Below are 25,468 nucleotides of genomic sequence, written 5' to 3' on the forward strand. Positions count from 1 at the left end.
CGTGCCGCCGGTTGCCGTCCTTCAGTGCGAATACCCGCGAAGAGGTGACAACATGCCGAACGATTCCCGCCCTGCCGTGCTTGAACTGATTGGCAACACGCCGCTGGTGCGCGTCAGCCGTTTTGATACCGGCCCGTGCACGCTGTTTCTTAAGCTCGAATCGCAGAACCCCGGCGGCTCGATCAAGGACCGCATCGGCCTGGCGATGATTGACGCCGCCGAGCGCGACGGTCGGCTCAAGCCCGGTGGCACCATCGTCGAAGCAACGGCCGGCAACACCGGACTCGGCCTGGCGCTGGTCGGCCGCGCCAAGGGTTATCGGGTGGTGTTGGTGGTGCCGGACAAGATGTCCACCGAGAAAGTCCTCCATCTCAAGGCCATGGGCGCCGAGGTGCACATCACCCGCTCCGACGTCGGCAAGGGCCATCCCGATTATTACCAGGATGTCGCGGCGCGGCTGGCACTGGAAATTCCCGATGCATTCTTCGCCGACCAGTTCAACAACCCGGCCAACCCGCTCGCCCACGAGTGCAGCACCGCGCCGGAGATCTGGGCGCAGACCCAGCATGACGTGGATGCCATCGTCGTCGGTGTCGGTTCGGCCGGCACGCTGACCGGGTTGACCCGTTTCTTCAAGCGCGTACAACCGAACCTGACCATGGTGCTGGCCGACCCGGTCGGCTCGGTGATGGCTGAATACAGCCGCAGCGGCACCATGATCACGCCCGGTTCGTGGGCGGTGGAAGGCATCGGCGAAGACTTCATTCCGTCGATAGCCGACCTGTCCAGCGTGGGCCACGCCTACTCGATCAGCGACGAGGAAAGCTTCGACCACGCCCGCCAGCTGTTGCGCGCCGAAGGCATTCTTGGCGGCTCTTCGACCGGCACCTTGCTGGCCGCGGCGCTGCGCTACTGCCGCGAGCAAACCGAGCCGAAGCGCGTGGTCAGCTTCGTCTGCGACACCGGCACCCGCTACCTGTCGAAGGTCTACAACGACCAGTGGATGAACGATCAGGGGTTGCTGGCACGCAAGCCTTATGGCGATCTGCGCGACGTGATCGCCCGGCGTTTCGAGGATGGCCGGGTGATCAGCGTCGGCCCGGACGACACTTTGCTCACGGCATTCCAGCGCATGCGCCTGGCGGATGTGTCGCAATTGCCGGTGCTGGTGGACGGAAAGAAACTGGTCGGCGTGATCGACGAATCCGACATTCTGCTGGGCATGCAGGAAGACCCTTCACACTTCCGCTTGACCGTGGCCAGCGCAATGACCGACAAAGTGGAAACACTGCCAGCCAGCGCCAGCATGGCCCAGCTGCAGACAGAACTCGATCGCGGGCTGGTGGCGATCATCGCCGACGCGTCGGGCTTCCACGGCCTGATTACCCGCGTCGACCTGCTCAATCATTTGCGGAGATCCCTTGCATGAGTCAACACGATGAAAACGCCGCGCCACGCGCCTTCGCCACTCGGGTGATCCACGCCGGGCAGGCGCCGGACCCAACCACCGGGGCGTTGATGCCGCCAATTTATGCCAACTCCACCTACCTGCAACAGAGCCCCGGCGTACACAAGGGCTTCGACTACGGCCGTTCGCATAACCCGACGCGCTTTGCCTTGGAGCGTTGCGTCGCCGACCTTGAAAGCGGCACCCAGGCCTTCGCGTTCGCCTCCGGGCTGGCGGCGATCTCCACCGTGCTGGAGCTGCTCGACGCCGGCTCGCACATTGTCTCCGGCAATGACCTTTACGGCGGCACCTTTCGCCTGTTCGACAAGGTGCGCAAACGCAGCGCCGGGCATCGCTTCAGTTTCGTCGACCTGACTGACCTCGCGGCTTTCGAAGCGTCCCTGCAGGACGACACCCGGATGGTCTGGGTCGAGACACCGAGCAACCCGTTGCTGAGCCTCACGGACCTCGCCGCCGTCGCTCGCATCTGCCGCGCGCGCGGCATCATTTGCGTCGCTGACAACACCTTTGCCAGCCCGTGGATCCAGCGGCCGCTGGAGCTGGGTTTCGATATCGTGCTGCACTCGACGACCAAATACCTCAACGGCCACTCCGACGTGATTGGCGGCATCGCCGTCGTCGGTCAGAACCCTGAGCTGGCGGAGCGCCTGGGTTTTTTGCAGAACTCGGTGGGTGCGATCGCCGGACCGTTCGACGCCTTCCTGACCCTGCGCGGCGTGAAGACCCTGGCGCTGCGCATGGAGCGTCACTGCAGCAACGCGCTGGAACTCGCGCAATGGCTGGAACGTCAGCCGCAGGTAGCGCGTGTCTACTATCCGGGCCTGCCGTCACACCCCCAACATGAATTGGCGAAGCGGCAGATGCGCGGTTTCGGCGGGATGATTTCTGTCGATCTGAAAAGTGATCTGGCCGGCGCCACGCGCTTCCTCGAGAGCGTGCGCATCTTCGCCCTGGCCGAGAGCCTGGGCGGCGTGGAAAGCCTGATCGAGCACCCGGCGATCATGACCCACGCCACCATCCCCGCCGACACCCGCGCACAACTTGGGATCGGCGATGGGTTGGTGCGTTTGTCGGTGGGGGTTGAGGATGTCGAGGATTTGCGTGCGGACCTGGCTCAGGCGCTGGCGCGGATCTAAGCAACGCAGGGTTGCCCTAAAAACGTTACCTATGTAGGAGCGAGCTTGCTCGCGAAAAAACGTTCGGACAACGCGTTCATTCAGGCAGCACGCGTTATCGTTAACGTCCATCGCGAGCAAGCTCGCTCCTACAAAGTGTTACGCGCCGGACTTGATGCTGGTCCAGACCCGCGTACGAACCCGCTCAAGTTTTTGCGGCAACGGTTGCACCACATAGAGTGTTTTCAACGCTTCGCTGGTCGGCGTCAGGTTCGGGTTGCCGGTGATCTCTTTGTTGATCAGCGCGATCGAGTCCTTGTTTGCATTGGGGTAGCCGAGGAAGTCACTGATCGGGGCGATGACTTTCGGGTCCAGCAAGGTGTTGAGAAACTCGTGGGCCTCCTCGACGTTCTTCGCGCTTTTGGGGATGGCGAAGGTGTCAAACCAGATCGGCGCACCCTCCTTCGGCAAACGCCAATCGACCACCACGCCGTTGCCCGCCTCTTTGGCGCGATTGCCGAACTGGTAGAAGCTCCCGGAATAGCCGATGGCAACGCAGATATCGCCGTTGGCGATGTCGGTCATGTACTTGGCGGAGTTGAAGTAGGTGACGTAAGGACGAATTTTCAACATCAGCGCCTTGGCTTTTTCGTAGTCTCCCGGGTTCTGGCTGTTAGGGTCCAATCCCAGGTAGTGCAACGCCAGCGGCAGGATTTCCGAAGGTGAGTCGAGCATGGCCACGCCGCAGGATTTGAGCTTCTCCATGTTCTCCGGTTTGAACACCAGATCCCAACTGTCCACCGGTGCATTCTCGCCCAGCGCGGCCTTGACCTTGGCCGGGTTGAAGCCGATCAGCACGGTGCCGTACATGTAAGGCACGCCGTACTGATTGCCGGGATCGTTCTTGTCCAGCAACGCGAGCAGTGCCGGGTCCTGATGCTTCCAGTTCGGCAGCTTGGACTTGTCGAGCTTCTGGAACACACCGGCCTTGATCTGGGTTTCAATGAACTGGTTCGACGGCACCACCAGGTCATAGCCCGAATTGCCGGTGAGCAACTTGGCCTCCAGCGATTCGTTGGTATCGAAGGTATCCCAGGTCACTTTGATGCCGCTTTTCTCGGCGAAGTCCTTGGGCACGGACGGCAGGATGTAATCCGCCCAGTTGTACACCCGCAGTTCCCGCTGTTCGGCGTGCACGGCGCTGGCCAGCAGCGTCAGCCCACACACGGTGGCGCCCAGTATGCGTTTCATCGTGACCATGAATGAATTCCCCAAGTGTGTCGCTCGTTGGTTTTTATGTTCTGTACACGGCAGGACTTGAAAATTGCCAAGGGCAAGGAAAACAGGTTTCTCGTTGTGGTGTTGCGAACGTGCTGGAACAGCAGTGATGCTTCGATTCTTGCTGACGAACTGGACAGTTCATAGAGTGATGTCGGCCAAAAGGGGATTGAAATGGCCAATATCGGTGTCCCGCTTGGTCTGGTCATTAGTGGGGGCGTTGTTCTCGCGTTTGGGGGATATCCATTATTTTGGTGATGCCGGCTATTGGTTCCGCCCTTACGGCGGGTTACTTGGAAGAGCGCCAAGTAACCAAGCGCTTTTGCCCCTTTCGTTCGGCCCTTCGCTTAGGCTCAGGGTGCCCTCGCTCTGGTCCTGCTCCGTGGGCCCGCCGCCATCGGCCATCCATGGCCGGGGGCGGCTAACCCGAGGCGGCCTGCGGGCCGACCTGGCTCTTCGTGTGTATGCATTTCCCCTGTGGGAGCTAGCCTGCTAGCGATGGACGTTAACGATTACGCGTACGGTCTGAATGAACGCGGTGTCTGGACGTCCATCGCTAGCAGGCTAGCTCCCACAGGGGATTTTTGGCGGGCATGATATGGGTGTTCACCACCGATGGCCTTGACGGAAAACAAGTCGGCTATCAGGCCGCCTCGCTTTGGCTTTTGATCTGGCTTTTGATCTTGATCTGCCCCGTCGGAAGGCCGAGTGGAGGTTCTGCGCAGTGGGCAACCCGGCATGGATGCCGGGTTAGCCGCCCCCGGCCATGGATGGCCGATGGCGGCGGGCCCACGGAGCAGGACCGGAGCGAGGGCATGGCGAGCCTTAGCGATGCACCGTACGTCAGGGGCGCTAGCGCTTGGTTACTTGGCGCTTTTCCAAGTAACCCGCCGTAAGGGCGGAACCCAAAGTGGCCGTTACCGCAGGAACGGATATGTACACCATCAAAAAACTCACCGCCTGACACACCGCTATCGCGAGCAGACTCGCTCCCACAGGGGCTCCCAAAGGGGGGTTGCAGTGCGGGAGATGACGGCGAAAACGACAAAGCCCGCACAAGGCGGGCTTTGGGATTCGAGTAGGTGGCCGGCGCTGGTCTCCGGCTTACAAGGTTTATCAGGACTCTCACAGAACAGTTTTGTGCTCTTCTGCTTCACACGGCATAAGGGCTGGATCTCAGCGCGGAGATCTTTCTAACCGTGTACCCTTCGGAACGCGCCCCACGTGTCCTTGCCATCCGCTTGCGCATCAGTCTGCGTCTTCACCTACATGTTCAATAATAGCCCACCGTCAGCAATGCGAAACGGCATTTTTAGATCGATTTGATCCGCAACGAAGCCCCGCAGGAAGCAAAGAAAATAACCATCCCGAAACGGCATTCCCCGCATACCTGCGCAATCTGGCAACAGTGTTTGTCCAGCGGACCGCTATTTGAGGAAAGAGTAAACTCCTAGCATCGACTTCACCCGGCGAACAAACGAATCAAGCAGCCACTCAGTCACCGGGACCCACCGAAACTCGATGCGAAGGTGAACACCATGAAAACTTTAAAGATCGCGATGTTTCTGGCACTTGCCGGTGTAGCCGTACAGGCATACTCGGATGAAACCCCCACTAATGCGGCCAGCCAGATTCCGGTTGAAAGTTACTCTTACGGCATGAAACTCGATATCCAGAAAATCATTACCGTGTCGGATACGGGAGACGAGTGCGCGCCAGTGCCGAAGCAAATGACCTATGAAGACTCGAAGGGTCAACGCCATATCCTTCAGTACCAGGTGATGGGAACCGGCTGTTCAAACGGTTGAGGACCGTGCGGACGATGGGGGGTCGACACTCCATGCCTGCCGCCCCCCTGCATTATCGTCCTGCGGCTGAACCGGCGATCTCTTCATCGGATGCCAACAGCACCGGGATGTAATCCTTCACAAATTCCACCCATGTCTTTATTTTTGCGTCCACGAACTTACGTGAAGGGTAGATCGCAAACAAGTTGAACTCTTCAAAGTGATACTCCGGCAATACACGCACTAACGTGCCTGCTCTCAGGCCGTCAACTGCAGTGTCGACCTTGACCGTGGCACTGGTGCCCGAGTACAGCGGCAGCGCCGGGCTCATTTCGTCGAGTTCAAGACGAACCGGTACCCGCTGCACGACCTTGACCCAGTTACCGGTCGCGTTTTCCGGCGGCAGCAAGGCGAAGTCCGATCCGGCGCCGGGGCTCATGCTGATCACGTGGGCTTTGAAAACGTGATCAGGATAGGTGTCGATGCGGATGGTCGCTGCCTGGCCGGGGCGCATGTGCGTCACCTCCGTTTCACGGAAGTTGGCCTCGATCCAGATCTCGCGCTCGGACAGCAGCGCAAAAGCAGGCGCGCCGTTGTTGACGTAGTTGCCCACCTGCAAATCGTCGACCTTGGCGACGATGCCATCGTCCGGCGCGTACACCGTGGCATACGAGAGGTAAAGCTGCGCCTCGTCGAGCTGCGCCCTGGCTTCGCGCACCTTCGGGTGGCTGTCAGCGTTGATGTCGGGATTGCCGTTCAACGCAACGACGGTGTTGGCGATCTGTTGTTCGATGGACGCAATGCGTTGCCGTGCCACTTTAAGGTCGGTGTCTGCACGCTCGTAAACCGCACGCGAGACAAATTCGGAAGCCACCAGCGTCTTCTTGCGGACGAACTCTTTCTGATCGAAATTTGCCGACTCTCTGGCCGATTGCAACTCAGCCTGTTGCTGGCGATAGCTGGCCTTGAGCCCGTCGATGCGCAACCGCGCCACGCTCAACTACGCTTCTGCGCGGTCAACCGCGATCTGCAACGGTTTCGGGTCGATGCGGAACAGGACCTGGCCTTTGTGAACGAGCTGGTTGTCCTCAACCGCAATGTCGACCACTTGCCCGGAAATGCGTGCGTTGATCGACGCTTTCGCCACCCGGGCGTAAGCGTTATCGGTGGAAACAAACGGAACGCCCGCCAAATAGTGCGCGTACCCGTACGCCGCGAAGAGCACCGGAACGCCCACCATCAGCAGTGGCCGCAGTTTTTCCTTGAGCGGTTTTTTGGGCGCGTCTGGATAGGCCGGCCCTGGATGCTCGAAGGTCTGGGTTGCTGGAATATCGAACTGTCTGGTCATGATCGAATGCACCTCTAACCGGGAAATCGGGCTAATACCCACTAAAAACAGCCTTACCGTGCGCTAACAGGAGGATCGCTCCGCCGCACCTGTTTCGTAGCCGCTTCACCCCGTTCGAGCTCCGCTACAACAAACCTGCAACCAAGGAATTTCTGATTCCTTAATTTTGTGCGATGGTGTAAGAATATCCCCACGCAAACCTCCAATTCAATGAATTTGTACGACATGGCACAAAATAAACCCACTGTGGGAAAAGGTCGCGGCCGCCCTCGCGCGTATGACCCGCAAACAGCGCTGCAACAGGCGCTGGGTGTTTTCTGGAGCACCGGTTATTCCGGCGCCTCGCTGGACAGCATCGCCACGGCGGCCGGCATGAATCGCCCGAGCCTCTACGCCGCATTCGGCGACAAGCACGCGCTCTATATAAAAGCGCTTGAGCAGTACTGGGAATTTGCCGCAGCCGCCATGCACGCCGCGCTGACGGACAATGAGCTGACGTTGCGCCAGGCGTTGACGCAGTTCTATGAAGGGCAATTGGCGATCTACTTCTCGGGTGACGGCCAACCCCGTGGTTGCTTTGCGATCGGCACGGCGACCACTGAAGCCGTCGAGGACCCGGAAATACGCGAGGTGTTGTCGGAACGGCTCAGCCGTCTGGATGCCGATCTGGAAACGCGGCTGCATGCGGCCATCGACAAGGGCGAGTTGAACAACGATGTCGACCCGGCCGCCCTCGCCGTCCTCGCGTCATCGTTGCTGCACAGCATTTCGATCCGGGCGCGGGCAGGCAAATCCCGTGAAGAGTTGACGGAACTGGCACGCAACGCGGTCAACGTGATGTGCGGTTGAGGGGTTCTTGAAGTGAGCGAAGGACTCGAAGACATTCTGGCCGAGCACTTGGCGGTGCTTTTTTGCGGGATCAATCCGGGCGTGATGGCCGCGGCCCAAGGGCATCACTTCGCCGGCAGGGGCAATCGCTTCTGGCGCACGCTGCATCTTGCCGGTTTCACGTCGGAGGAAGTACGCCCGGAAAACGACCGCACTATATTGCAGTACCGATGTGGTTTAACCGCCGTGGTGGATCGGCCTACGGCGCGAGCGGATCAGCTCTCGGTAGATGAATTCACCGCCGCCGCTGCGAATTTCGAACAGAAAATCGCACGCCATGCGCCACGCTTCGTAGCGTTTCTCGGTAAAGCGGCGTATTGCGCGTTATCCCGCCAGCGAGAAATCGCCTGGGGCGTGCAACCAACGACATTTGGCAATGCCGCGGTGTGGGTGCTGCCCAATCCGAGCGGTCGGAATCTCGCCTTCAGCCAGGAACAGCTGATTGCCGCTTACCGCCAACTCTATCTGACCACCCACGAGGGTCAGCCATCGACCGCTTGAATACTCCGCCATAAGCAGCGCTTCAGACCCATTGAGATACAGTCGTTGGCAATGCTTTCAGAACAACCACAAACTGGAGTTGAACATGTCGGAGCTGAACATGCCGGAGCTTAAACTGCACCCCAACGCCGCTGAATCCTTGGCCCAATGGCACGACATGATCCGCCAGGGTGACTTGCAAGCCCTGCCCCGGTTGCTGGACCCGCAAGCGGTGTTCCGCTCGCCGATGGCGCACACGCCTTACCCCGGCGCGCCAGTGGTCACGATGATCCTCAACACCGTGTTCGAGGTTTTTGAAGATTTCACCTACCACCGCGAATTGGCGACTGCGGACGGCTTGAATGTCGTCCTCGAATTCAGCGCCAAGGTTGGCGGAAAAGAGCTCAAGGGCATCGACATGATCCGCTTCGACGAGCAAGGCAAAATCGTTGAATTCGAGGTCATGGTCCGTCCGATGAGCGGTTTGCAGGCCCTTGGCGAAGAAATGGGTCGCCGCCTCGGCGCTTACCTGGCCGCCAGCAAGGTCTGACCACGATTGGGTCACCGATCGGATTGACCCAACCACCTCCCGCCTCCGGACTACGCTCAACGTGAGCGCTGCATAAATGCCTATTTCGTTGCATTATCGCAGCGCTCAAGGACTCACCTGCCCTCGTGCTCCCTATTCGCAGCGCCTTTCAGTTGGCATGCGATATGCCCCGCTTTGACTGCCTGAGTGATTTCAGCCAGGTCCCATTAGCCAATCGAGCCGATCCATCGATGGATATCCTGAATTTACTGACCAACAAGGCGCAGCCGCTGACCAGCACCCTCAGCGCTGACGGGCAACTGATCAGCCTGTCCGCCAGCCTGAGCGATCAACTGGGCTATGACCCCGAAGCGCTGCTGAACCAGCCGATCGAACGCATCTTCAGCGTCGAATCTTTGCGCGTCGTGCAGTCGCTGTTTGCCAATCCGCCCGCCGACGAGCAAGTCCACAGCCTGGAGCTGACCCTGATTCGCCACAACGGCGGCTTGCTGCCCGTGGTCGCCTGCGGATTGCTGGAATGGCGCTCGGAGTATCCGGCGCGCCTGCATCTATTGAAAATCCCCCTTGGCGCGCTGGGCCATCGACTGCGGGAAATGCACAACGCCAATGAAGTCATGAGCCAGATGCTGCAGAGCGCCAAGGTCGCGTATTGGTGCATCGAGTTTGCCGAGGCGGTGGACATCAACACCTCGCCGGACGAAATCGTGCGCCAGGTGTTCGAAAACGACTCCCACTGGCGGCTGTGCAATCGCGCCATGGCCGACGTGTATGAAATGCCTTCGGATGTCGATTTCAACCAGCAACCGGTGCGCCTGTACTGGCCGCGCAGCCCGGCCAACGAAGAGTTTGTGCGGCGCCTGATCGAAGCCGGGTTCAGTGTCGATTGCGCGCTGTCGGTGGATCGACGCCACGACGGCTCGCCGGCCTACGTCGAGAACGATGTGCGCGCGACCATCGTCAACGGTCATCTGTTGCGCATGTGGGGCAGCATTCGCGATGTCAGTCAGGAACTGCGCATGCAGTACGACGCCGAGCAGCGCATCGACGCCTTGCGCCGGGTGTTCGATGCGGTGCCCGACGCGGTGCTGGTGATCGATGAGCACCTGCAACCGCAATGGCGCAACGCAGCCTTCGAAGAGACCTTTGGCATCACCCATGGCGCCGGCATCGCTCGGTTGCTGCTGGACAACGCCCTGCCCGAGCGCACCTGGCACAGCCTGCCCCTGCCGGACTTGAGCGGACGCCAGCTGAATTTCAATGTGCATTGCTCGCGCATCCTGATTCGTGAAGGGGTGGCCTGGCGAGTGGCGGTGTTTCGCGAAAGCCAGGGCGTGCGCCGCGCCGAAGAGTTGCACCCATGAAAGACAAGAACCTGCCACCCACGCTGCAGATGGGCATGCGCTCTTCGGTCAACGTCAGCAGCGAAGTGCTCGGTGCGTTGCTGGAAACCCCCGCACTGCACGCCTTGCTCGACAGCTTCAGTGACGCGCTGATCGTGACGGACGGTGAAGGCCGGGTGCGCTTTCTCAACCTTGCCGCCGAGCGCGTCAACCGGTTGTCCCGACAGCAAGCCAGCGGTTTGTCCGATAGTGAGTTTTTCCAGCGCTCGGCGCTGAATTACGAAGACTTTCTGGCTGCGCTGAATCGCGGCGGCAACAGCGCGCTGACCCGCTCGCGGGAAGGTCGGGTTCTGCTCAGCAGCACCCACGCCATTCCCACCGGAGCCTACGAAAAACCGTTCAGGATGCTGACCCAGAAAGACTTCGACGGCAGCCAGCCGCAGCGTCGCGCTTCGCTGGGCAACCGGCCAGTGGAAACCCAGGGCCTGCGCGACCCACAGGACAACGCATTGCACCTGTCACCGCAGCTCTCGAGCATCGCCGACACCGGCGTGCGTGCGTTCCGGCGGCGTGCGCGGTTGTTGCTGTTGGGCGAACCGGGCGTCGGCAAGACCGCCATCGCACGGCATATCCACCGCGCCGCCGGTTGGGGTGATCGGCCGTTCATTCATGTCAACTGCGGGAGCATCCCGGAGAGCCTGTTCGAATCGGAGATGTTCGGCTATGAACGCGGCGCCTTCACCGGCGCGTTGCAGGGCGGCAAGCAAGGCTATATCGAGGCGGCTTCGGGCGGGACGCTGTTCCTTGACGAGATCGGTGAAATCCCCCTGCACGTGCAGGCCAAGCTGCTGAAGTTTCTTGAAGACAGCACCATCCAGTCGGTCGGTTCACCGTTGAGCAAAACAGTACAGGTGCAGGTCATTGCCGCCACCAACAAAGACTTGCGTCATCTGGTGAGCATCGGTGAGTTTCGCGCCGACCTCTACTATCGCCTGGCGGTCCTGCCGGTGGAAATCCCGCCGCTGCGCCAGCACCGGGATGACTTGCCGTTTCTCATCGACATCCTGCTGAGCCGCATCAACGGCGATCGCGAGCCGTCTCTGAGCCTGTCCGCCGGTTGCCGCAAGCGGCTGATGGGTTACGACTACCCCGGCAACATCCGCGAACTGGTGAACATCTTCGAACGGCTGGCGGTGCTCGCCGACGATGAAGCCCAGGAGCATCATTTGCCGGCCGAAATGCTTGAACCGGCGCGACCTCAGGAGCGGGTAAAACCGGCGGTGGCCGACGAAGAGGCTGCGGAGCAAAACCTCAAGCTGCAGGTTCAGCATTTCGAACGCCAGGTCATCCTCAGGGCCGTGCATTTGTGCGGTAGTAAACGTAAAGCGGCGGTGCATCTGGGTATCGACATCGGGACGTTGATTCGCAAACTCCAGCGCGATTGATTCCATGAACTGATCTGCCCCCTGTAGGAGCGAGCTTGCTCGCGATGGATTCGTGAACGACGCGTTTATCCAGACAGTACGCGTATTCGTTGACGTCCTTCGCGAGCAAGCTCGCTCCTACAGTGGTTTTGTTTGCTGCAGATACCGCTGCGAAAACGCATACATATCTAGTTACTTTTGCCTTTACCCCGCCCCCTCAAAACAATAAACCCCTTATTTTCAATAACTTAAATAACTGGCACGACCTGTGCTCCTGCTACCTGCAACCCACCATCGTTGGGCTTTGCATCAGGGCCGGCTTTCATCAGCTGCGCCGGTAGCCAGGAGGAATAATAAAAATGTTGATCACCGGGATCAAAAGCCGACCGGTCTATGACCGGTTGCAACCGCTGCCGGGAGGTATCCGGCACATCATTGCCGGGCAAGGCAGCGGCGGTCGCGCCATGTTGCGCTTGCTGGAAGAAATGGCCGGCCAGGATCGGCCGATTACCTTGCTGTACTCCCTGGAATCCTTTTCCGGCCAGGACTTCCTCACGCAGTTGCAGCAGCACCCCGAGCACCCGCTGCATGTGCATGCGACCAACCAGTCGTTGATCGACGCGCTGAAAACCCTGCTCGGCGAAGCGCGCATGGGCACCCGCCTCTATCTCGCCGGTTCGGAAAGTTTCCTCGGCAGCGCCATGCAGGTGGCTACGCATTTCGACCTGAACTACGACGAGGTGCTGCGCGAGCACTCCGGCACGTTGGTTCGCCGCGTCTGGTGCGTGCACTGCGACACCTACACCGAAAACGTGACTCAACGCGTCTATGACTGCCCCGGCTGTGGCCTGACGCTGGTGGTACGCGATCACTATTCCCGGCGGTTGGCGGCCTTTCAGGCGGTCAAGGCCGATGCCGAAGTCCCGGGTGAATTGCCCGAAGCCGAGGAGCTCGACACATGAGCCAGAACAATGGCACGTTGAACCTGCGGGTGGCCCGAATCGAAGCGGTGACCCCGGAAATCAAGCGCTTCACCCTGGTGTCGCCGACCGGCGCGCACTTGCCGGCCTTCTCCGGCGGCAGCCACGTCGTGGTGCTGATCGCCAATCAACAAAACACCCTGCGCAATCCGTATTCGCTGCTGAGTTCGCCGTACGACACCAGCAGTTATCAGATTGCCGTGCGCCGCGTGGACAGCGGGCGCGGTGGTTCGGCGTCGCTGCACGACAACGTCAGTGAAGGTGATCTGATCGAGGTCACCCCGCCGGTCAACCTGTTCCCGCTGATCAAACAGGCGCGCCTGCACCTGTTCATCGCCGGTGGCGTCGGCATCACGCCGGTGATTTCTCAGCTTGAAGAGTTGCGCCTGAGCAAGGTGCCGTTCGAGCTGCATTACGCGGTGCGCGGTGAAGAACATGCGCAGCTCGGCAAGGAGCTGCAGGCCACTTACGGCGAGCAGGTTCACCTGTACCGCAAGGGCATTGAAACGCGCATGGAAATCGGCCGGGTGCTTGCCGACCGCCCGTTGGGCAGCCACGTCTATGTGTGCGGCCCGGACAGCATGATCGACGCCACTTTGGCCTGCGCCCGGGATCTGGGCTGGACCGACAGCCACGTGCACTTCGAGCGTTTCCTCGAACAGAGCAGCGGCGGCGAAGCCTTCAGTTTCACCCTCGGTCGCAGCGGCGCGACGATTGAAGTCTCGCCCGACCAGACCATGCTCGAAGCGGTCGAAGCCGCCGGCTACAGCATGCCGTACCTGTGTCGCGGCGGTGCCTGCGGGCATTGCGAAACCGAAGTGCTGGAACTCGACGGCGAGCTGCTGCACAGCGATGACTGGCTGTCCGACGAAGACAAGGTCGGCCGCAAAAAAATCATGCCCTGCGTATCCCGCGCCAAGTGCAATCGCCTGGTCATCGACCTCTGATCGACGGAGAAAAAAACAATGAATATCAAATTCAATCCCGACGAAACCTACCGCGACGACTACACCTTCGCCAACAGCCCGGAAACCATCGCCCGCGCGCCCTTCCCGTTCCCCGATGACGACTACATGTATTCGATGAACCTCGAACCGCATGTGTCCGTGGGCGATGGTGCGTTTCGTGCCGCGTTCGATATCGACGAGCACTACATCAGCGAATGCCGGGACCGCGCGATCACCCTGGAGAAAGATCCGGGCATGCACTACGTCTCGGCGCCGCACATGATGGAGGCGCAATGGGATTTGCTGGAGCTGATCATGGAGTCCTACGCCCGGGACTATCCGCAGTACTTCAGCCTGGCGCGTGAAGGCCGGCAATGGCACTGGACCAACCGTTTGCTGGATATCGACGATCACTTCACCTTCGGCGATCCGGCCACCCTGCCCTACGAGCCGATGGAGTACGTGACCCGTCAGGCCCAGGGCGATTGGGTGTTGCAGGAGGAACGCGACGGCACGCTGTACTGGGGCGCGGGGATCGCCACCCAGCGCGCGGATTATTCACTGCGTTTCAACCTCGGCATGAGCTGGGAGGAGTTCCACGGGCCGGTGCCGCTGGTGAAGGAAATCGGCATGCTCGACCGCGCCTTGAAGTTTCTGCTGCGCCTGCGCACTGGCCATCCGGTGCGTCGCCTGAACTGGTCGCTGACGGTCAACCCACGTCTCGAGGTCTCGGCCGAAAGCCTGCCGGAATGGGCGCCGGACCGGACCATCGTCACCGCGCAAAACGCCGGCAAACTGGTTTACCTGCGCATCGAGTTGCAACCGCTGCATCGCCTGCCGCGCAGCAACGCCATCGTCTTTCCGATCCGCACGTACCTGCTCAGCCTCGAAGACATCGCGACCAACCCTGCGTGGGCCCGGCGCATGCATCGGGTGCTGCGGGATTTGAATCAGCAATTGGTTGATTACAAGGGTTTCAGTCGCTATCGCGATGCTGCTGTGGAGTGGCTGTCGCAATACGACGATGGGCGTGACAGCGAATCAAAAAAACAGGCTTGAACCTCACCGCTTAACCGCTCTTCGTAGGAGCAAGGCTTGCCCGCGTTGGCGTCCCTGAGATCGCAATCGCGGGCAAGCCATGCTCCTACAGGCCCGGGGTGTTCTTACGGTTTCAGTAAAACAACAAGCTCAAAACGAGCAACGGCGGGCCAACCCGCCAGCACCAATCCACTGCCATTGATAATGAGGAAATAAAATGAGTGGCTCATCCAACGCGCGTGCAAGCGTCAGCGCCGATCAGGATGCGGAACAGCTCCGCGCCCTCGGCTACAGTTCGGATTTCAACCGCAGCATGAGCCTGTGGGAGAACTTCTCCCTGGGCTTTACCTACCTGTCGCCGGTCGTCGGCGTCTACACCCTGTTCGGTTTGTGCCTGGCCGCCGGCGGCCCGCCGATGTTCTGGTCCTACCTGCTGATCGGCGCCGGGCAATTGCTGGTGTGCCTGATCTTCGGTGAAATCGTCTCGCAGTTCCCGATTTCCGGGGGTGTCTATCCGTGGGCCCGTCGTCTGGTGGGCAAGCGCTGGGCGTGGATGGTCGGCTGGGTGTATGCCTGGGCGTTGTGCGCCACCATCGCCGGCGTCGCCGTGGGTGCCGGGCCGTACCTGGCGATCATGCTGGGCTTCAGTCCCGGTCCCGAAGCCAACATCTACATTGCCCTGACGATCATCCTGCTCTCGACCGCCCTCAACCTGGTGGGCACCAAACTGCTGGCGCGGGTAGCAATGTTCGGCTTTCTCTGCGAGCTGGTCGGGGCGATTCTGGTCGGCGGCTATCTGTTGATTTTCGAACGTCATCAGCCGTTCAGCGTGCTGTTCGACACCTTCAACCTTGAGGTCAACGGTTCGTACCTGCCGGCGTTCCTCGCGGCCTCGTTGGCGGGCCTGTTCCAGTACTACGGTTTCGAGGCTTGCGGCGATGTAGCCGAAGAAACCCCGAACCCGGGCAAGCGCATTCCGAAGGCCATGCGCATGACCATTTACATCGGTGGCGCGGCGGCGATGTTCGCCTGCCTGGCGCTGATCCTCTCGGTGCCGGACATGGCCAAGGTCCTGGCCGGAGAAGACACCGACCCGGTGGCCACCATCCTCGCCAATGCTTTCGGCCCGGTGGGTTCGCGACTGGTGATGGCGGTGGTGATGGTGTCGTTCATCTCTTGCGTGCTGAGCCTGCAAGCGGCGGCCAGTCGCCTGCTGTTCGCCTACGCCCGTGACGAAATGATCATCGGCAGCTCGCTGCTCAAACGTCTCTCGGGCAACCACGTACCGTCGTTTGCGTTGCTGATCAGCGGCCTGGTGCCGGCAGCGATTGTCTGCGTGGGCATGTTCATGGCTGATGCCGTGGCGACCATCGTCGGCTTCGCGGCGATTGGTATCTACGTGGCGTTCCAGTTGATCGTCGTCGCCGCGTTGATCGCCCGCGCCAAAGGCTGGCGCCCGAACGGGCAGTTCACGCTGGGTGCATGGGGGTTGTGGGTGAACCTCGCCGCGTTGATCTACGGCCTGTGCGCCATCGTCAACATGGTCTGGCCGCGCTCGCCGGATGCGCCTTGGTACATCAACTATTCGATGATCCTGACCACGCTGGTGGTGATGGGCGCGGGGCTGGTTTACATGCTGCTCGGCAAGCCGTACGACAAAGGCACGGCGCCGGCGGGGGATGCGTGGAAGTTTTCGAAACCGTTGGTTAAGGCAGCTGATATTTCCAGTGCGCCGGTAAACAGATCGGCTATTTGATAACAGCCATCCCTGTAGGAACCGGATCCCTGTAGGAGCGAGCGGTGCGACGATTCGACTTGCCCGCGAAGGGGCCATCACATTCAACATTGATGTTGGCTGACACACCGCCTTCGCGGGCAAGTCGAATCGTCGCACTGCTCGCTCCTACAGGGATTCGGTTCCGACAGAAAAATAATAGCGTCAACGAGGACAACGCCATGCAAACCCAACTCCTGATCAACGGCCAACTGCTCGACGGCGAAGGCCCCGCCCAACCGGTGTTCAACCCGGCGCTCGGTCGCGTGCTGGTGGAAATCAACGAAGCCAGCGAAGCCCAGGTTGACGCCGCCGTGCGGGCCGCCGACGCGGCGTTCGACAGCTGGTCGCACACCCCGCCGAAAGAGCGTTCGCGGCTGCTGCTCAAACTCGCCGACGCCATCGAAGCCCACGGCGAAGAACTGGCCAAACTCGAATCCGACAACTGCGGCAAACCCTACAGCGCTGCGCTGAACGACGAGATCCCGGCGATTGCCGACGTGTTCCGCTTCTTCGCCGGCGCCAGCCGCTGCATGAGCGGTTCGGCCGGCGGTGAATACCTGGCCGGCCACACCTCGATGATCCGCCGCGATCCGGTGGGCGTGATCGCTTCCATCGCGCCGTGGAACTACCCGCTGATGATGGTCGCCTGGAAAATCGCCCCGGCCCTCGCCGCCGGTAATACCGTGGTGCTCAAGCCGTCGGAACAAACGCCGCTGACCGCATTGCGCCTGGCCGAGCTGGCGTCGGAAATCTTCCCGGCCGGCGTGCTCAACCTGGTGTTCGGCCGTGGTCCTACGGTCGGTAGCCCGCTGGTCACCCACCCGAAAGTGCGCATGGTGTCACTGACCGGTTCCATCGCCACCGGCTCGAACATCATTTCCAGCACTGCCGACAGCGTCAAACGCATGCACATGGAACTGGGCGGCAAGGCCCCGGTGATCATCTTCGACGACGCCGACATCGACGCCGCTGTTGAAGGCATTCGCACCTTCGGTTTCTACAACGCCGGCCAGGACTGCACCGCCGCGTGCCGCATCTACGCGCAGGAAGGCATCTACGACACATTCGTCGAGAAGCTCGGTGCGGCGGTCAGCAGCATCAAGTACGGCTTGCAAGATGATCCGGCGACCGAACTGGGGCCGCTGATCACCGCGCAACACCGCGATCGTGTGGCCGGGTTTGTCGAGCGCGCCGTGGCGCAATCGCACATCCGTTTGATCACTGGCGGCAAGGTAGTCGAAGGCAACGGCTTCTTCTTCGAACCGACGGTGCTGGCCGACGCGCTGCAGGACGACGAGATCGTCCGTCGCGAAGTGTTCGGGCCGGTGGTGTCGGTGACGAAATTCACCGATGAAGCACAAGTGCTCGGCTGGGCCAACGATTCGGACTACGGCCTGGCGTCGTCGGTGTGGACCGCCGATGTCGGTCGCGCGCATCGCCTGTCGGCGCGCTTGCAGTACGGCTGCACCTGGGTAAATACGCACTTCATGCTGGTCAGCGAAATGCCCCACGGCGGTCAGAAATTGTCCGGCTACGGGAAGGACATGTCGATGTATGGGCTGGAGGATTACACCGTTGTGCGGCATGTGATGTTCAAGCATTAAAAGCTTCGCGAGCAAGCTTTGCTCCTACAGGTTGGAGGGTGTTCGCAAAAATTGCGTACGACGCAAAACCTGTAGGAGCGAGGCTTGCTCGCGAAGGCCTCACCGCTAATCCAACGCCAGGCCCCTACAACGTCCTCTGCCCGTTGCCGATGCCCTTGGCTTTCTCGATCCCCCACTCCATCGCCGCCTCCATGTCGAGAAAATGCAGCGCGGGATGATCGTTCTCCTCAATGGCCGCGCCATCAGGTCGGTAGACACCTATGAACATTCCCAACGAACCGTCCCGCAGGATCTTGGCCTTGACCTCGATGCTGCATCCGTTCGACAGCGTTTCCGTGTGGAGCAAATGGCGTTCAGTCATTGTTGCGTTCCTCCGGGTAGTGAAGTCGGTTAACGCGTACCGCAGCCCTTATTTTTAGTTCAACAAAACCGCCAAAAGGCTTGATTTACGGGGCTACAAGACAGCGGCGCAATGCCACCTATACTACAAGCCACCGCCCCTCGGGGTCTGCACTCCCAACAATAAAAAGCAGAGGTGGAACATGGTCTGGCAGCAAATCTACGATCCGTTCGGCAACCCGGTCATTTCAACCATCATGGCTGCAGTGCCGGTCGTGGTGATGCTGGCAGCCCTGGCGTTCTTCCACATCAAAGCACATCTGGCGGCATTGCTCGCCCTCGCCTCGGCCCTGGTCATCGCGATTTTCGCCTTCGGCATGCCGGCGAACATGGCTGGCTCGGCCGCCCTTTATGGCGCCGCCAACGGCTTGCTGCCGATTGGCTGGATCGTGCTCAACATCATCTTCCTGCACCGACTGACCACCGAGAACGGCTCGTTCAAAGTGCTGCAAGACTCGCTGGCGCGCATCACCGACGATCGTCGCCTGCAATTGTTGCTGATTGCCTTCTGCTTCGGCGCGTTTTTCGAAGGGGCTGCCGGGTTCGGTACGCCGGTGGCGGTGACCGGGGCGATTCTGATCGGTCTGGGCTTTTCGCCGCTGGCCGCGTCCGGCCTGGCATTGATCGCCAACACCGCGCCCGTGGCGTTCGGCGCCCTGGGCACGCCGATCATTACGCTGGCCAAGGTCACCGGCCTGGATGAAATGGAGCTGTCGATGATGGTCGGTCGGCAGTTGCCGTTTTTCTCGGTGATCGTGCCGTTCTGGTTGATCTGGGCCTTTGCCGGCTGGCGCAAGATGCTGGAAATCTGGCCGGCGATCCTGGTCGCCGGTGTCAGTTTTGCCGTGCCGCAGTTCCTGGTGTCCAACTACCACGGGCCGATGCTGGTGGACGTGATCGCCGCGCTGATTTCTATGGCCTGCCTGACCGGTTTCCTCAGGGTGTGGAAACCCGCGACTGTGCACACCTCTGCCGCGCTGTCCGGGCGCGTCGACAACTCCAAAATAGCCGAAGAGCATGATGAAACACCCGTCGCCAGCGCGACTTTCGCCAGCGACGCCAAGCCTGCTGTCATGCGCGCCTGGATGCCGTGGATCATCCTCACGGTGTTCGTTTTCGCCTGGGGCACCCAGGGCTTCAAAAACATGTTCGATACCCGCCCGGCGATCGATCCGGTCACCAATTCTGCCAAGCTCGACCCTCAAGGCAAGCCGCTGCGCGAAGCGAATCCGATCTTTGCTCCGGTCGTCACCTTCGGCACGATCCACCAGCAAATCGAAAAAGTCCCGCCGGTGGTGCCTGCGCCTAAAACCGAGGAGGCGGTCTACAAGTTCACCTGGCTGACCAGCACCGGCAGCGGCATCTTGCTGGCGGCGATCCTTGGCGGGCTGCTGATGGGCTATTCCATCCCGCAGCTGGTCAAGCAGTACCTGCGAACCATCTGGGTTGTGCGTTACTCGCTGATTACCATTGTGGCGATGCTCGCCCTCGGCTTCCTCACCCGCTATTCGGGACTGGACGCGACCATGGGCCTGGCGTTCGCGGCGACGGGGATTTTCTACCCCATGTTCGGCACCCTGCTCGGCTGGCTCGGCGTGGCGCTGACTGGGTCAGACACGGCGTCCAACGTGCTGTTTGGCGGCTTGCAGAAAGTGACTGCCGAGCAACTCGGTCTGAGCCCGGTGTTGATGGCGGCGGCCAACAGTTCCGGTGGGGTCATGGGCAAGATGGTTGACGCTCAGTCGATCGTGGTGGCCTCGACCGCCACGCGTTGGTACGGCCACGAAGGGGAAATCCTGCGTTATGTGTTCTTCCATTCCATCATTCTGGCGATTCTGGTTGGCGGGTTGGTGACGTTGCAGGCTTATGTGTCGCCGTTTACGCAGATGGTTGTGGGTGGGCATTGAGCGGAGTGGGCTTCTTTTCGGTAATGGCGGCTATTGGTTCCACCCTTGCGGCGGGTCATTTGGAAGAACGCCGAGAGAGAAGTGGGCATATCCGTTTTTTCGGTAACGGCGGCTATTGGTTCCGCCCTTACGGCGGGTTACTTGGAAAAGCGCCAAGTAACCAAGCGCCTGCGCCCCTGACGTACGGTGGCTCGCCTAGGCTCGCCATGCCCTCGCTCCGGTCCTGCTCCGTGGGCCCGCCGCCATCGGCCATCCATGGCCGGGGGCGGCTAACCCGGCATCCATGCCGGGTTGCCCACTGCGCAAAACCTGCGCTCGGCCTTCCGACGGGACAGATCAAGATCAAAAGCAGGATCAAAAGCCAAAGCCAAAGCAAAAGCCAGATCAACCACTGGAGCGAACTCATACCTGTGGGAGCTAGCCTGCTAGCGATGGACGTCCAGACACCACGTTCATTCAGACAGCACGCGTTATCGTTAACGACCATCGCTAGCAGGCTAGCTCCTACAGGGGGAATGCATACGCTTGAAGAAACAGGTCGGCCCGCAGGCCGCCTCGCGGTGCTGTGGCGGTAGTCGCCCCCTCGAGAGGCTTCGTTCCGGTTCTGCGCAGTGGGCAACCCGGCAGGGATGCCGGGTTAGCCGCGCACGGCCATGGATGGCCGATCGCGGCGGGCCACGGAGCAGGACAGGAAGGAGGGCATGGCGAGCCTAAGCGAGGCACCGAACGAAAGGGGCAAAAGCGCTTGGTTACTTGGCGCTTCTCCAAGTGACCCACTGCAAGAGCGGAACCCTAAGCGGCCGTTACCGCAGAAACGGATATACACCCAAGCGCTCAAATAAACAGACCGCTGCCCCGGCTTTCATGAACGGAGTATCGTAAAACGACTATGAACATTCTCTACGATGAACGCGTTGATGGTGTGCTGCCGGATGTCGACAAGGAAGCACTGCTGCGGGCCCTGCAAACCCGCTTGCCGAAACTGGAAGTGCTGCATCAACAGGAAGAGCTGAAACCGTACGAATGCGACGGCCTCTCGGCTTATCGCACCCCGCCCCTGCTGGTGGTGCTGCCACGCCACCTCGACGAGGTCCAAGGCGTGCTTCGGCTCTGTCATGAATTGCAGGTCCCGGTGGTCGCCCGTGGTGCCGGCACCGGTTTGTCCGGCGGCGCATTGCCGCTGGAAAAAGGCGTGCTGCTGGTGATGGCGCGCTTCAACAACATTTTGCACATCGACCCCGCCGCCCGCACCGCACGGGTCCAGCCGGGTGTGCGCAACCTGGCGATTTCCCAGGCAGCGGCGCCGTTCGGCCTGTACTACGCGCCCGACCCATCTTCGCAAATTGCCTGTTCCATCGGTGGCAATGTCGCCGAGAACGCCGGCGGCGTGCATTGCCTGAAATACGGCCTGACCGTGCACAACCTGCTCAAGGTCGACATTCTGACGGTCGACGGCGAACACCTGACGTTGGGCTCCGATGCCCTCGACTCGCCCGGCTTCGACCTGCTGGCGCTGTTCACCGGCTCCGAAGGCATGCTCGGGGTGATCACCGAAGTCACGGTCAAACTGCTGCCCAAACCGCAGACCGCCAAGGTGCTGCTGGCGGCGTTCGATTCCGTCGAAAAGGCCGGTCGCGCGGTCGGTGACATCATCGCCGCCGGCATCATTCCCGGTGGCCTGGAAATGATGGACAACCTGGCGATTCGCGCCGCCGAAGACTTTATCCACGCCGGTTATCCGGTGGACGCCGAAGCCATCCTGCTGTGCGAACTCGACGGGGTCGAAGCCGATGTCCACGACGACTGCGACCGCGTGCGCCAGGTGCTGGAAAACGCGGGCGCCACCGAAGTGCGTCAGGCTAAGGATGAAGCAGAGCGCGTGCGTTTCTGGGCCGGGCGCAAGAATGCCTTCCCGGCAGTGGGACGTCTTTCGCCGGATTACTACTGCATGGACGGCACCATCCCGCGCCGCGAGTTGCCCGGTGTGCTGCGTGCGATTGCGGCGCTGTCCGCCGAGTATGACTTGCGCGTCGCCAACGTTTTCCACGCCGGTGACGGCAACATGCACCCGCTGATTCTGTTCGATGCCAATCAACCGGGCGAGCTCGACCGCGCCGAAACCCTGGGCGGCAAGATCCTCGAATTGTGCGTGAAGGTCGGCGGCTGCATTACCGGAGAACACGGTGTGGGTCGCGAGAAAATCAATCAGATGTGCGCGCAGTTCAACAGCGATGAGCTGACCGTGTTCCATGCCGTCAAAGCCGCGTTCGATCCGAGTGGTTTGCTCAATCCGGGCAAGAACATTCCGACCTTGCACCGCTGTGCCGAGTTTGGCGCCATGCACGTGCACATGGGTCAACTGCCCTTCCCTGAGCTGGAGCGTTTCTGATGCGCAGTGAACGGGATATCGATGACAGCGCCGTGCTGCTGGAGCAGGTCAACCAGGCACTGGAAAACGCCACGCCGCTGCGTATTCAGGGCTCCAACAGCAAGGCGTTTCTGGGACGCATTGTCGCGGGGGAAGTCCTCGATACACGCTCGCACCGTGGCATCGTCAGCTATGACCCGACCGAACTGGTGATCACCGCCCGTTGCGGCACACCCTTATCAGAACTGACCGAAGTGCTGGATGAGGCGCAGCAGATGCTGGCCTGCGAACCGCCCTCCTTCGGTGACGACGCCACGGTCGGCGGGATGATCGCCTGCGGGCTGTCGGGACCACGACGCCCATGGTCTGGCTCGGTGCGCGACTTCGTCCTCGGCACGCGGGTCATCACCGGGCATGGCAAGCACCTGCGCTTCGGCGGCGAAGTGATGAAGAACGTCGCCGGCTATGACCTTTCGCGTCTGATGGCTGGCAGCTTCGGCTCCCTTGGCGTGATCACCGAAGTCTCGCTCAAGGTTCTGCCCAAACCACGCCAGTGCCTGAGCATCAGCCTGGAAATGGACAGCGAACGCGCCTTGTTGCGCCTCGCGGAATGGGGCCAGCAACCGCTGCCGATCAGCGCCGCGTGCCACGACGGGCAGCGCCTGCACCTGCGGCTGGAAGGTGGTGAAGGCTCGGTGACGGCGGCCCATGACCGGTTGGGTGGCGAGTTGTTGGACAGTGCTTACTGGACGGATCTCAACGAACACCGGCTGAGTTTCTTCGACGAGGATCAGCCGCTTTGGCGCTTGTCCGTGCCGCACAACACCGCTCGGTTGTCCCTGCCCGGCCGGCAATTGATCGACTGGGGCGGTGCCCAGCGCTGGCTCAAGTCCGACGCTGAAGCGGCGTTCATTCGCAAGCTCGTCGAAGAGGTTGGCGGCCACGTCACCTGCTACAGCCATGGCCTGATCGACAGCCCGTTCCAGCCGCTGCCTGCCGCGTTGATGCGCTACCACCGCAGCCTGAAGCAACAACTCGATCCACGGGGCATCTTCAACCCCGCACGCCTGTACGCGGAGCTTTGAACCATGCAGACGACCCTGAGCGACACCGCCCGGCTCCTGCCCCGTGCCGAAGAAGCCGAAAGCATCCTGCGCACCTGTGTGCACTGCGGGTTCTGCAACGCCACGTGCCCGACTTATCAATTACTGGGTGATGAACTCGATGGTCCACGGGGCCGCATCTACCTGATCAAACAGGTGCTGGAAGGCAACGAGGTCACGCAGAAAACCCAGCAGCATCTGGACCGCTGCCTGTCCTGCCGCAATTGCGAAACCACCTGCCCCTCCGGTGTCGATTATCACAACTTGCTCGACATTGGCCGCGCGGTGGTCGATGCAGCGGTGCCGCGTTCCATCGACCAACGCCTGTTGCGTGAAGGATTGCGCAGCGTTGTGCCCAACCCGGGACTGTTCAAGGCGCTGGTCAGCAGCGGTCAGGTTTTTCGGGCGCTGCTGCCCAACACCTTGCAGGCCAAGTTGCCTCGTCATGTTTATCCCTCCAGGCCTCGCCCCGCCACGCGCCACGCTCGCCAGGTGCTGATGCTCGAAGGCTGCGTGCAGCCGAGCCTGTCACCGAACACCAATGCGGCGGCTGCGCGGGTGCTGGATCGACTGGGCATCAGTGTCACCTCGTCCAATGGGGCGGGCTGCTGCGGTGCCGTGGATTATCACCTCGACGCGCAGGCCGCCGGTCTCGACCGCGCCCGGCGCAACATCGATGCGTGGTGGCCGAGCATCGAGAATGGCGCCGAAGCCATCGTGCAAACCGCCAGTGGCTGTGGTGCCTTCATCAAGGACTATGGCCATCTGCTCGAGCGCGATACGGCCTATGCCGAGAAGGCGAAAAGGGTCAGCGCGCTGGCCAGGGACCTGGTGGAAGTGCTGGGCGACGAACCGCTGGAAACACTTGGCGTCGACAGCGACCAGCGCCTGGCCTTCCATTGCCCCTGCACCTTGCAGCATGCGCAAAAACTCGGCGGCGCGGTGGAAGCGATGCTGATTCGCCTCGGTTTCAACCTCACGGCCGTGCCCGACAGCCATTTGTGTTGCGGTTCGGCAGGCACCTATTCGATCACCCAACCCGAACTGTCCCGGCAACTGCGCGACAACAAACTGAACGCGCTGGAAAGCGGCCATCCCGACGTCATTGTCACGGCCAATATCGGCTGCCAGTCGCACCTCGACGGTGCCGGCCGAACCCCGGTCCGGCACTGGATCGAACTGGTCGAAGCCGCGCTGCCCTCAACGATCCCCGGAGAAACCCCATGAAGAGCAAAGCCATCCTCAGCCAGGCCGAAGTCAGCCAGATCCTCGCGGCCGCACGCACCGAGGCACAGAACAACCAATGGGCCGTGACCATCGTGGTTGTCGACGACGGCGGCCATCCCCTCGCCCTCGAACGCCTCGACGGTTGCGCGCCCATCAGCGCCTACATCGCCACCGAAAAGGCCCGCACCTCGGCGCTCGGGCGGCGTGAATCCAAAGGTTATGAAGAGATGGTCAATGGTGGTCGCTATGCGTTTTTGTCGGCACCGCTGCTGACGTCCCTTGAAGGTGGCGTGCCGATCATCGTTAACGATCAGGTGGTCGGCGCGGTCGGGGTGTCTGGCGTCAAGGCCGAGCACGATGCGCAAGTGGCGAGGGTTGGGGCGCAGTGTTTGCACGGATGATCCTTCCCCCGCTCCTTGTCACGAATGTCCGGTAAAAGT

General features: G+C 61.1%; 20 protein-coding genes and 1 pseudogene. 18 read left to right on the top strand and 3 right to left on the bottom strand.

Annotation, left to right across the window (positions count from 1 at the left end; genetic code table 11):
- Positions 1 to 52: 52 nt before the first annotated feature.
- Together ACA066_RS16310 and ACA066_RS16315 are read left to right on the top strand one after the other, a co-directional pair.
- Positions 53 to 1,429: a pyridoxal-phosphate dependent enzyme gene (locus ACA066_RS16310; RefSeq protein ID WP_497695734.1), complete on the top strand. Its 1,377-nt coding sequence runs from the start codon at positions 53 to 55 to the stop codon at positions 1,427 to 1,429.
- A complete protein-coding gene (locus ACA066_RS16315) occupies positions 1,426 to 2,604 on the top strand; it encodes a cystathionine gamma-synthase (protein ID WP_497695735.1) in 1,179 nt (392 codons plus the stop codon). Before ACA066_RS16310 ends, ACA066_RS16315 begins: the two co-directional genes overlap by 4 nt.
- Positions 2,605 to 2,742: 138 nt before the next feature.
- Here the strand turns inward: ACA066_RS16315 and ACA066_RS16320 are convergent, their stop codons facing one another.
- On the bottom strand, positions 2,743 to 3,843 hold the full coding sequence (locus ACA066_RS16320) for a polyamine ABC transporter substrate-binding protein (RefSeq protein ID WP_497695736.1): 1,101 nt from the start codon (positions 3,841 to 3,843) through the stop codon (positions 2,743 to 2,745).
- A gap of 1,556 nt (positions 3,844 to 5,399) precedes the next feature.
- Here ACA066_RS16320 and ACA066_RS16325 point away from each other — a divergent pair.
- A complete protein-coding gene (locus tag ACA066_RS16325) occupies positions 5,400 to 5,669 on the top strand; it encodes a DUF2790 domain-containing protein (protein WP_497695737.1) in 270 nt (89 codons plus the stop codon).
- Between the two features lie 253 nt (positions 5,670 to 5,922).
- Here the strand turns inward: ACA066_RS16325 and ACA066_RS16330 are convergent.
- Positions 5,923 to 6,996 (bottom strand): annotated as a pseudogene (locus tag ACA066_RS16330) (HlyD family secretion protein); the annotation flags it as partial.
- A gap of 225 nt (positions 6,997 to 7,221) precedes the next feature.
- Here ACA066_RS16330 and ACA066_RS16335 point away from each other — a divergent pair.
- From ACA066_RS16335 to ACA066_RS16380, 10 genes are all read left to right on the top strand, one after another.
- Positions 7,222 to 7,845 (top strand): TetR/AcrR family transcriptional regulator, encoded by a 624-nt coding sequence (locus tag ACA066_RS16335; RefSeq protein WP_497695738.1) that lies wholly within the window; start codon positions 7,222 to 7,224, stop codon positions 7,843 to 7,845.
- Between the two features lie 12 nt (positions 7,846 to 7,857).
- Positions 7,858 to 8,385, top strand: coding sequence for a G/U mismatch-specific DNA glycosylase (mug, locus tag ACA066_RS16340; RefSeq protein ID WP_497695739.1), 528 nt, complete (start codon positions 7,858 to 7,860; stop codon positions 8,383 to 8,385).
- A 100-nt stretch (positions 8,386 to 8,485) separates the two neighbouring features.
- Entirely contained in the window at positions 8,486 to 8,914 is a 429-nt protein-coding gene (locus ACA066_RS16345; RefSeq protein ID WP_497699894.1) for a nuclear transport factor 2 family protein, read from the top strand.
- A 230-nt stretch (positions 8,915 to 9,144) separates the two neighbouring features.
- Positions 9,145 to 10,275: a PAS domain-containing protein gene (locus tag ACA066_RS16350; RefSeq protein WP_497695740.1), complete on the top strand. Its 1,131-nt coding sequence runs from the start codon at positions 9,145 to 9,147 to the stop codon at positions 10,273 to 10,275.
- On the top strand, positions 10,272 to 11,699 hold the full coding sequence (locus ACA066_RS16355; protein ID WP_497695741.1) for a sigma-54 interaction domain-containing protein: 1,428 nt from the start codon (positions 10,272 to 10,274) through the stop codon (positions 11,697 to 11,699). The genes ACA066_RS16350 and ACA066_RS16355 overlap by 4 nt, the downstream gene beginning before the upstream one ends.
- Before the next feature lie 338 nt (positions 11,700 to 12,037).
- Positions 12,038 to 12,640 carry a dimethylamine monooxygenase subunit DmmA family protein gene (locus ACA066_RS16360; RefSeq protein ID WP_497695742.1) on the top strand — a complete coding sequence of 201 codons (603 nt, stop codon included), beginning with the start codon at positions 12,038 to 12,040 and terminating at the stop codon, positions 12,638 to 12,640.
- A complete protein-coding gene (locus tag ACA066_RS16365) occupies positions 12,637 to 13,605 on the top strand; it encodes a PDR/VanB family oxidoreductase (RefSeq protein WP_497695743.1) in 969 nt (322 codons plus the stop codon). The genes ACA066_RS16360 and ACA066_RS16365 overlap by 4 nt, the downstream gene beginning before the upstream one ends.
- An 18-nt stretch (positions 13,606 to 13,623) precedes the next feature.
- Positions 13,624 to 14,664, top strand: a complete 1,041-nt coding sequence (locus ACA066_RS16370) for a heme-dependent oxidative N-demethylase family protein (RefSeq protein WP_497695744.1) — start codon at positions 13,624 to 13,626, stop codon at positions 14,662 to 14,664.
- 196 nt (positions 14,665 to 14,860) lie between these two features.
- On the top strand, positions 14,861 to 16,399 hold the full coding sequence (locus tag ACA066_RS16375; RefSeq protein WP_497695745.1) for an APC family permease: 1,539 nt from the start codon (positions 14,861 to 14,863) through the stop codon (positions 16,397 to 16,399).
- Positions 16,400 to 16,599: 200 nt separating this feature from the next.
- Positions 16,600 to 18,024 carry a gamma-aminobutyraldehyde dehydrogenase gene (locus tag ACA066_RS16380; protein WP_497695746.1) on the top strand — a complete coding sequence of 475 codons (1,425 nt, stop codon included), beginning with the start codon at positions 16,600 to 16,602 and terminating at the stop codon, positions 18,022 to 18,024.
- 124 nt (positions 18,025 to 18,148) lie between these two features.
- Here the strand turns inward: ACA066_RS16380 and ACA066_RS16385 are convergent, their stop codons facing one another.
- Entirely contained in the window at positions 18,149 to 18,385 is a 237-nt protein-coding gene (locus ACA066_RS16385; protein ID WP_497695747.1) for a hypothetical protein, read from the bottom strand.
- A gap of 181 nt (positions 18,386 to 18,566) precedes the next feature.
- On the opposite strand from ACA066_RS16385, the gene ACA066_RS16390 reads away from it, so the two are divergent.
- The 5 genes from ACA066_RS16390 (at position 18,567) to ACA066_RS16410 (ending at position 25,429) form a co-directional block, all read left to right on the top strand.
- Positions 18,567 to 20,330, top strand: a complete 1,764-nt coding sequence (locus ACA066_RS16390; RefSeq protein WP_497695748.1) for an L-lactate permease — start codon at positions 18,567 to 18,569, stop codon at positions 20,328 to 20,330.
- Positions 20,331 to 21,219: 889 nt separating this feature from the next.
- Entirely contained in the window at positions 21,220 to 22,719 is a 1,500-nt protein-coding gene (glcD, locus tag ACA066_RS16395) for a glycolate oxidase subunit GlcD (RefSeq protein ID WP_497695749.1), read from the top strand.
- Complete coding sequence (gene glcE, locus ACA066_RS16400) at positions 22,719 to 23,783, top strand: glycolate oxidase subunit GlcE (RefSeq protein WP_497695750.1); 1,065 nt, start codon at positions 22,719 to 22,721, stop codon at positions 23,781 to 23,783. The genes glcD and glcE overlap by 1 nt, the downstream gene beginning before the upstream one ends.
- 3 nt (positions 23,784 to 23,786) lie before the next feature.
- Positions 23,787 to 25,028: a glycolate oxidase subunit GlcF gene (glcF, locus tag ACA066_RS16405; protein ID WP_497695751.1), complete on the top strand. Its 1,242-nt coding sequence runs from the start codon at positions 23,787 to 23,789 to the stop codon at positions 25,026 to 25,028.
- Positions 25,025 to 25,429 carry a heme-binding protein gene (locus tag ACA066_RS16410; RefSeq protein ID WP_497695752.1) on the top strand — a complete coding sequence of 135 codons (405 nt, stop codon included), beginning with the start codon at positions 25,025 to 25,027 and terminating at the stop codon, positions 25,427 to 25,429. Before glcF ends, ACA066_RS16410 begins: the two co-directional genes overlap by 4 nt.
- Positions 25,430 to 25,468: the final 39 nt, after the last annotated feature.

The organism is Pseudomonas sp. LBUM1651 (genome assembly GCF_059716135.1).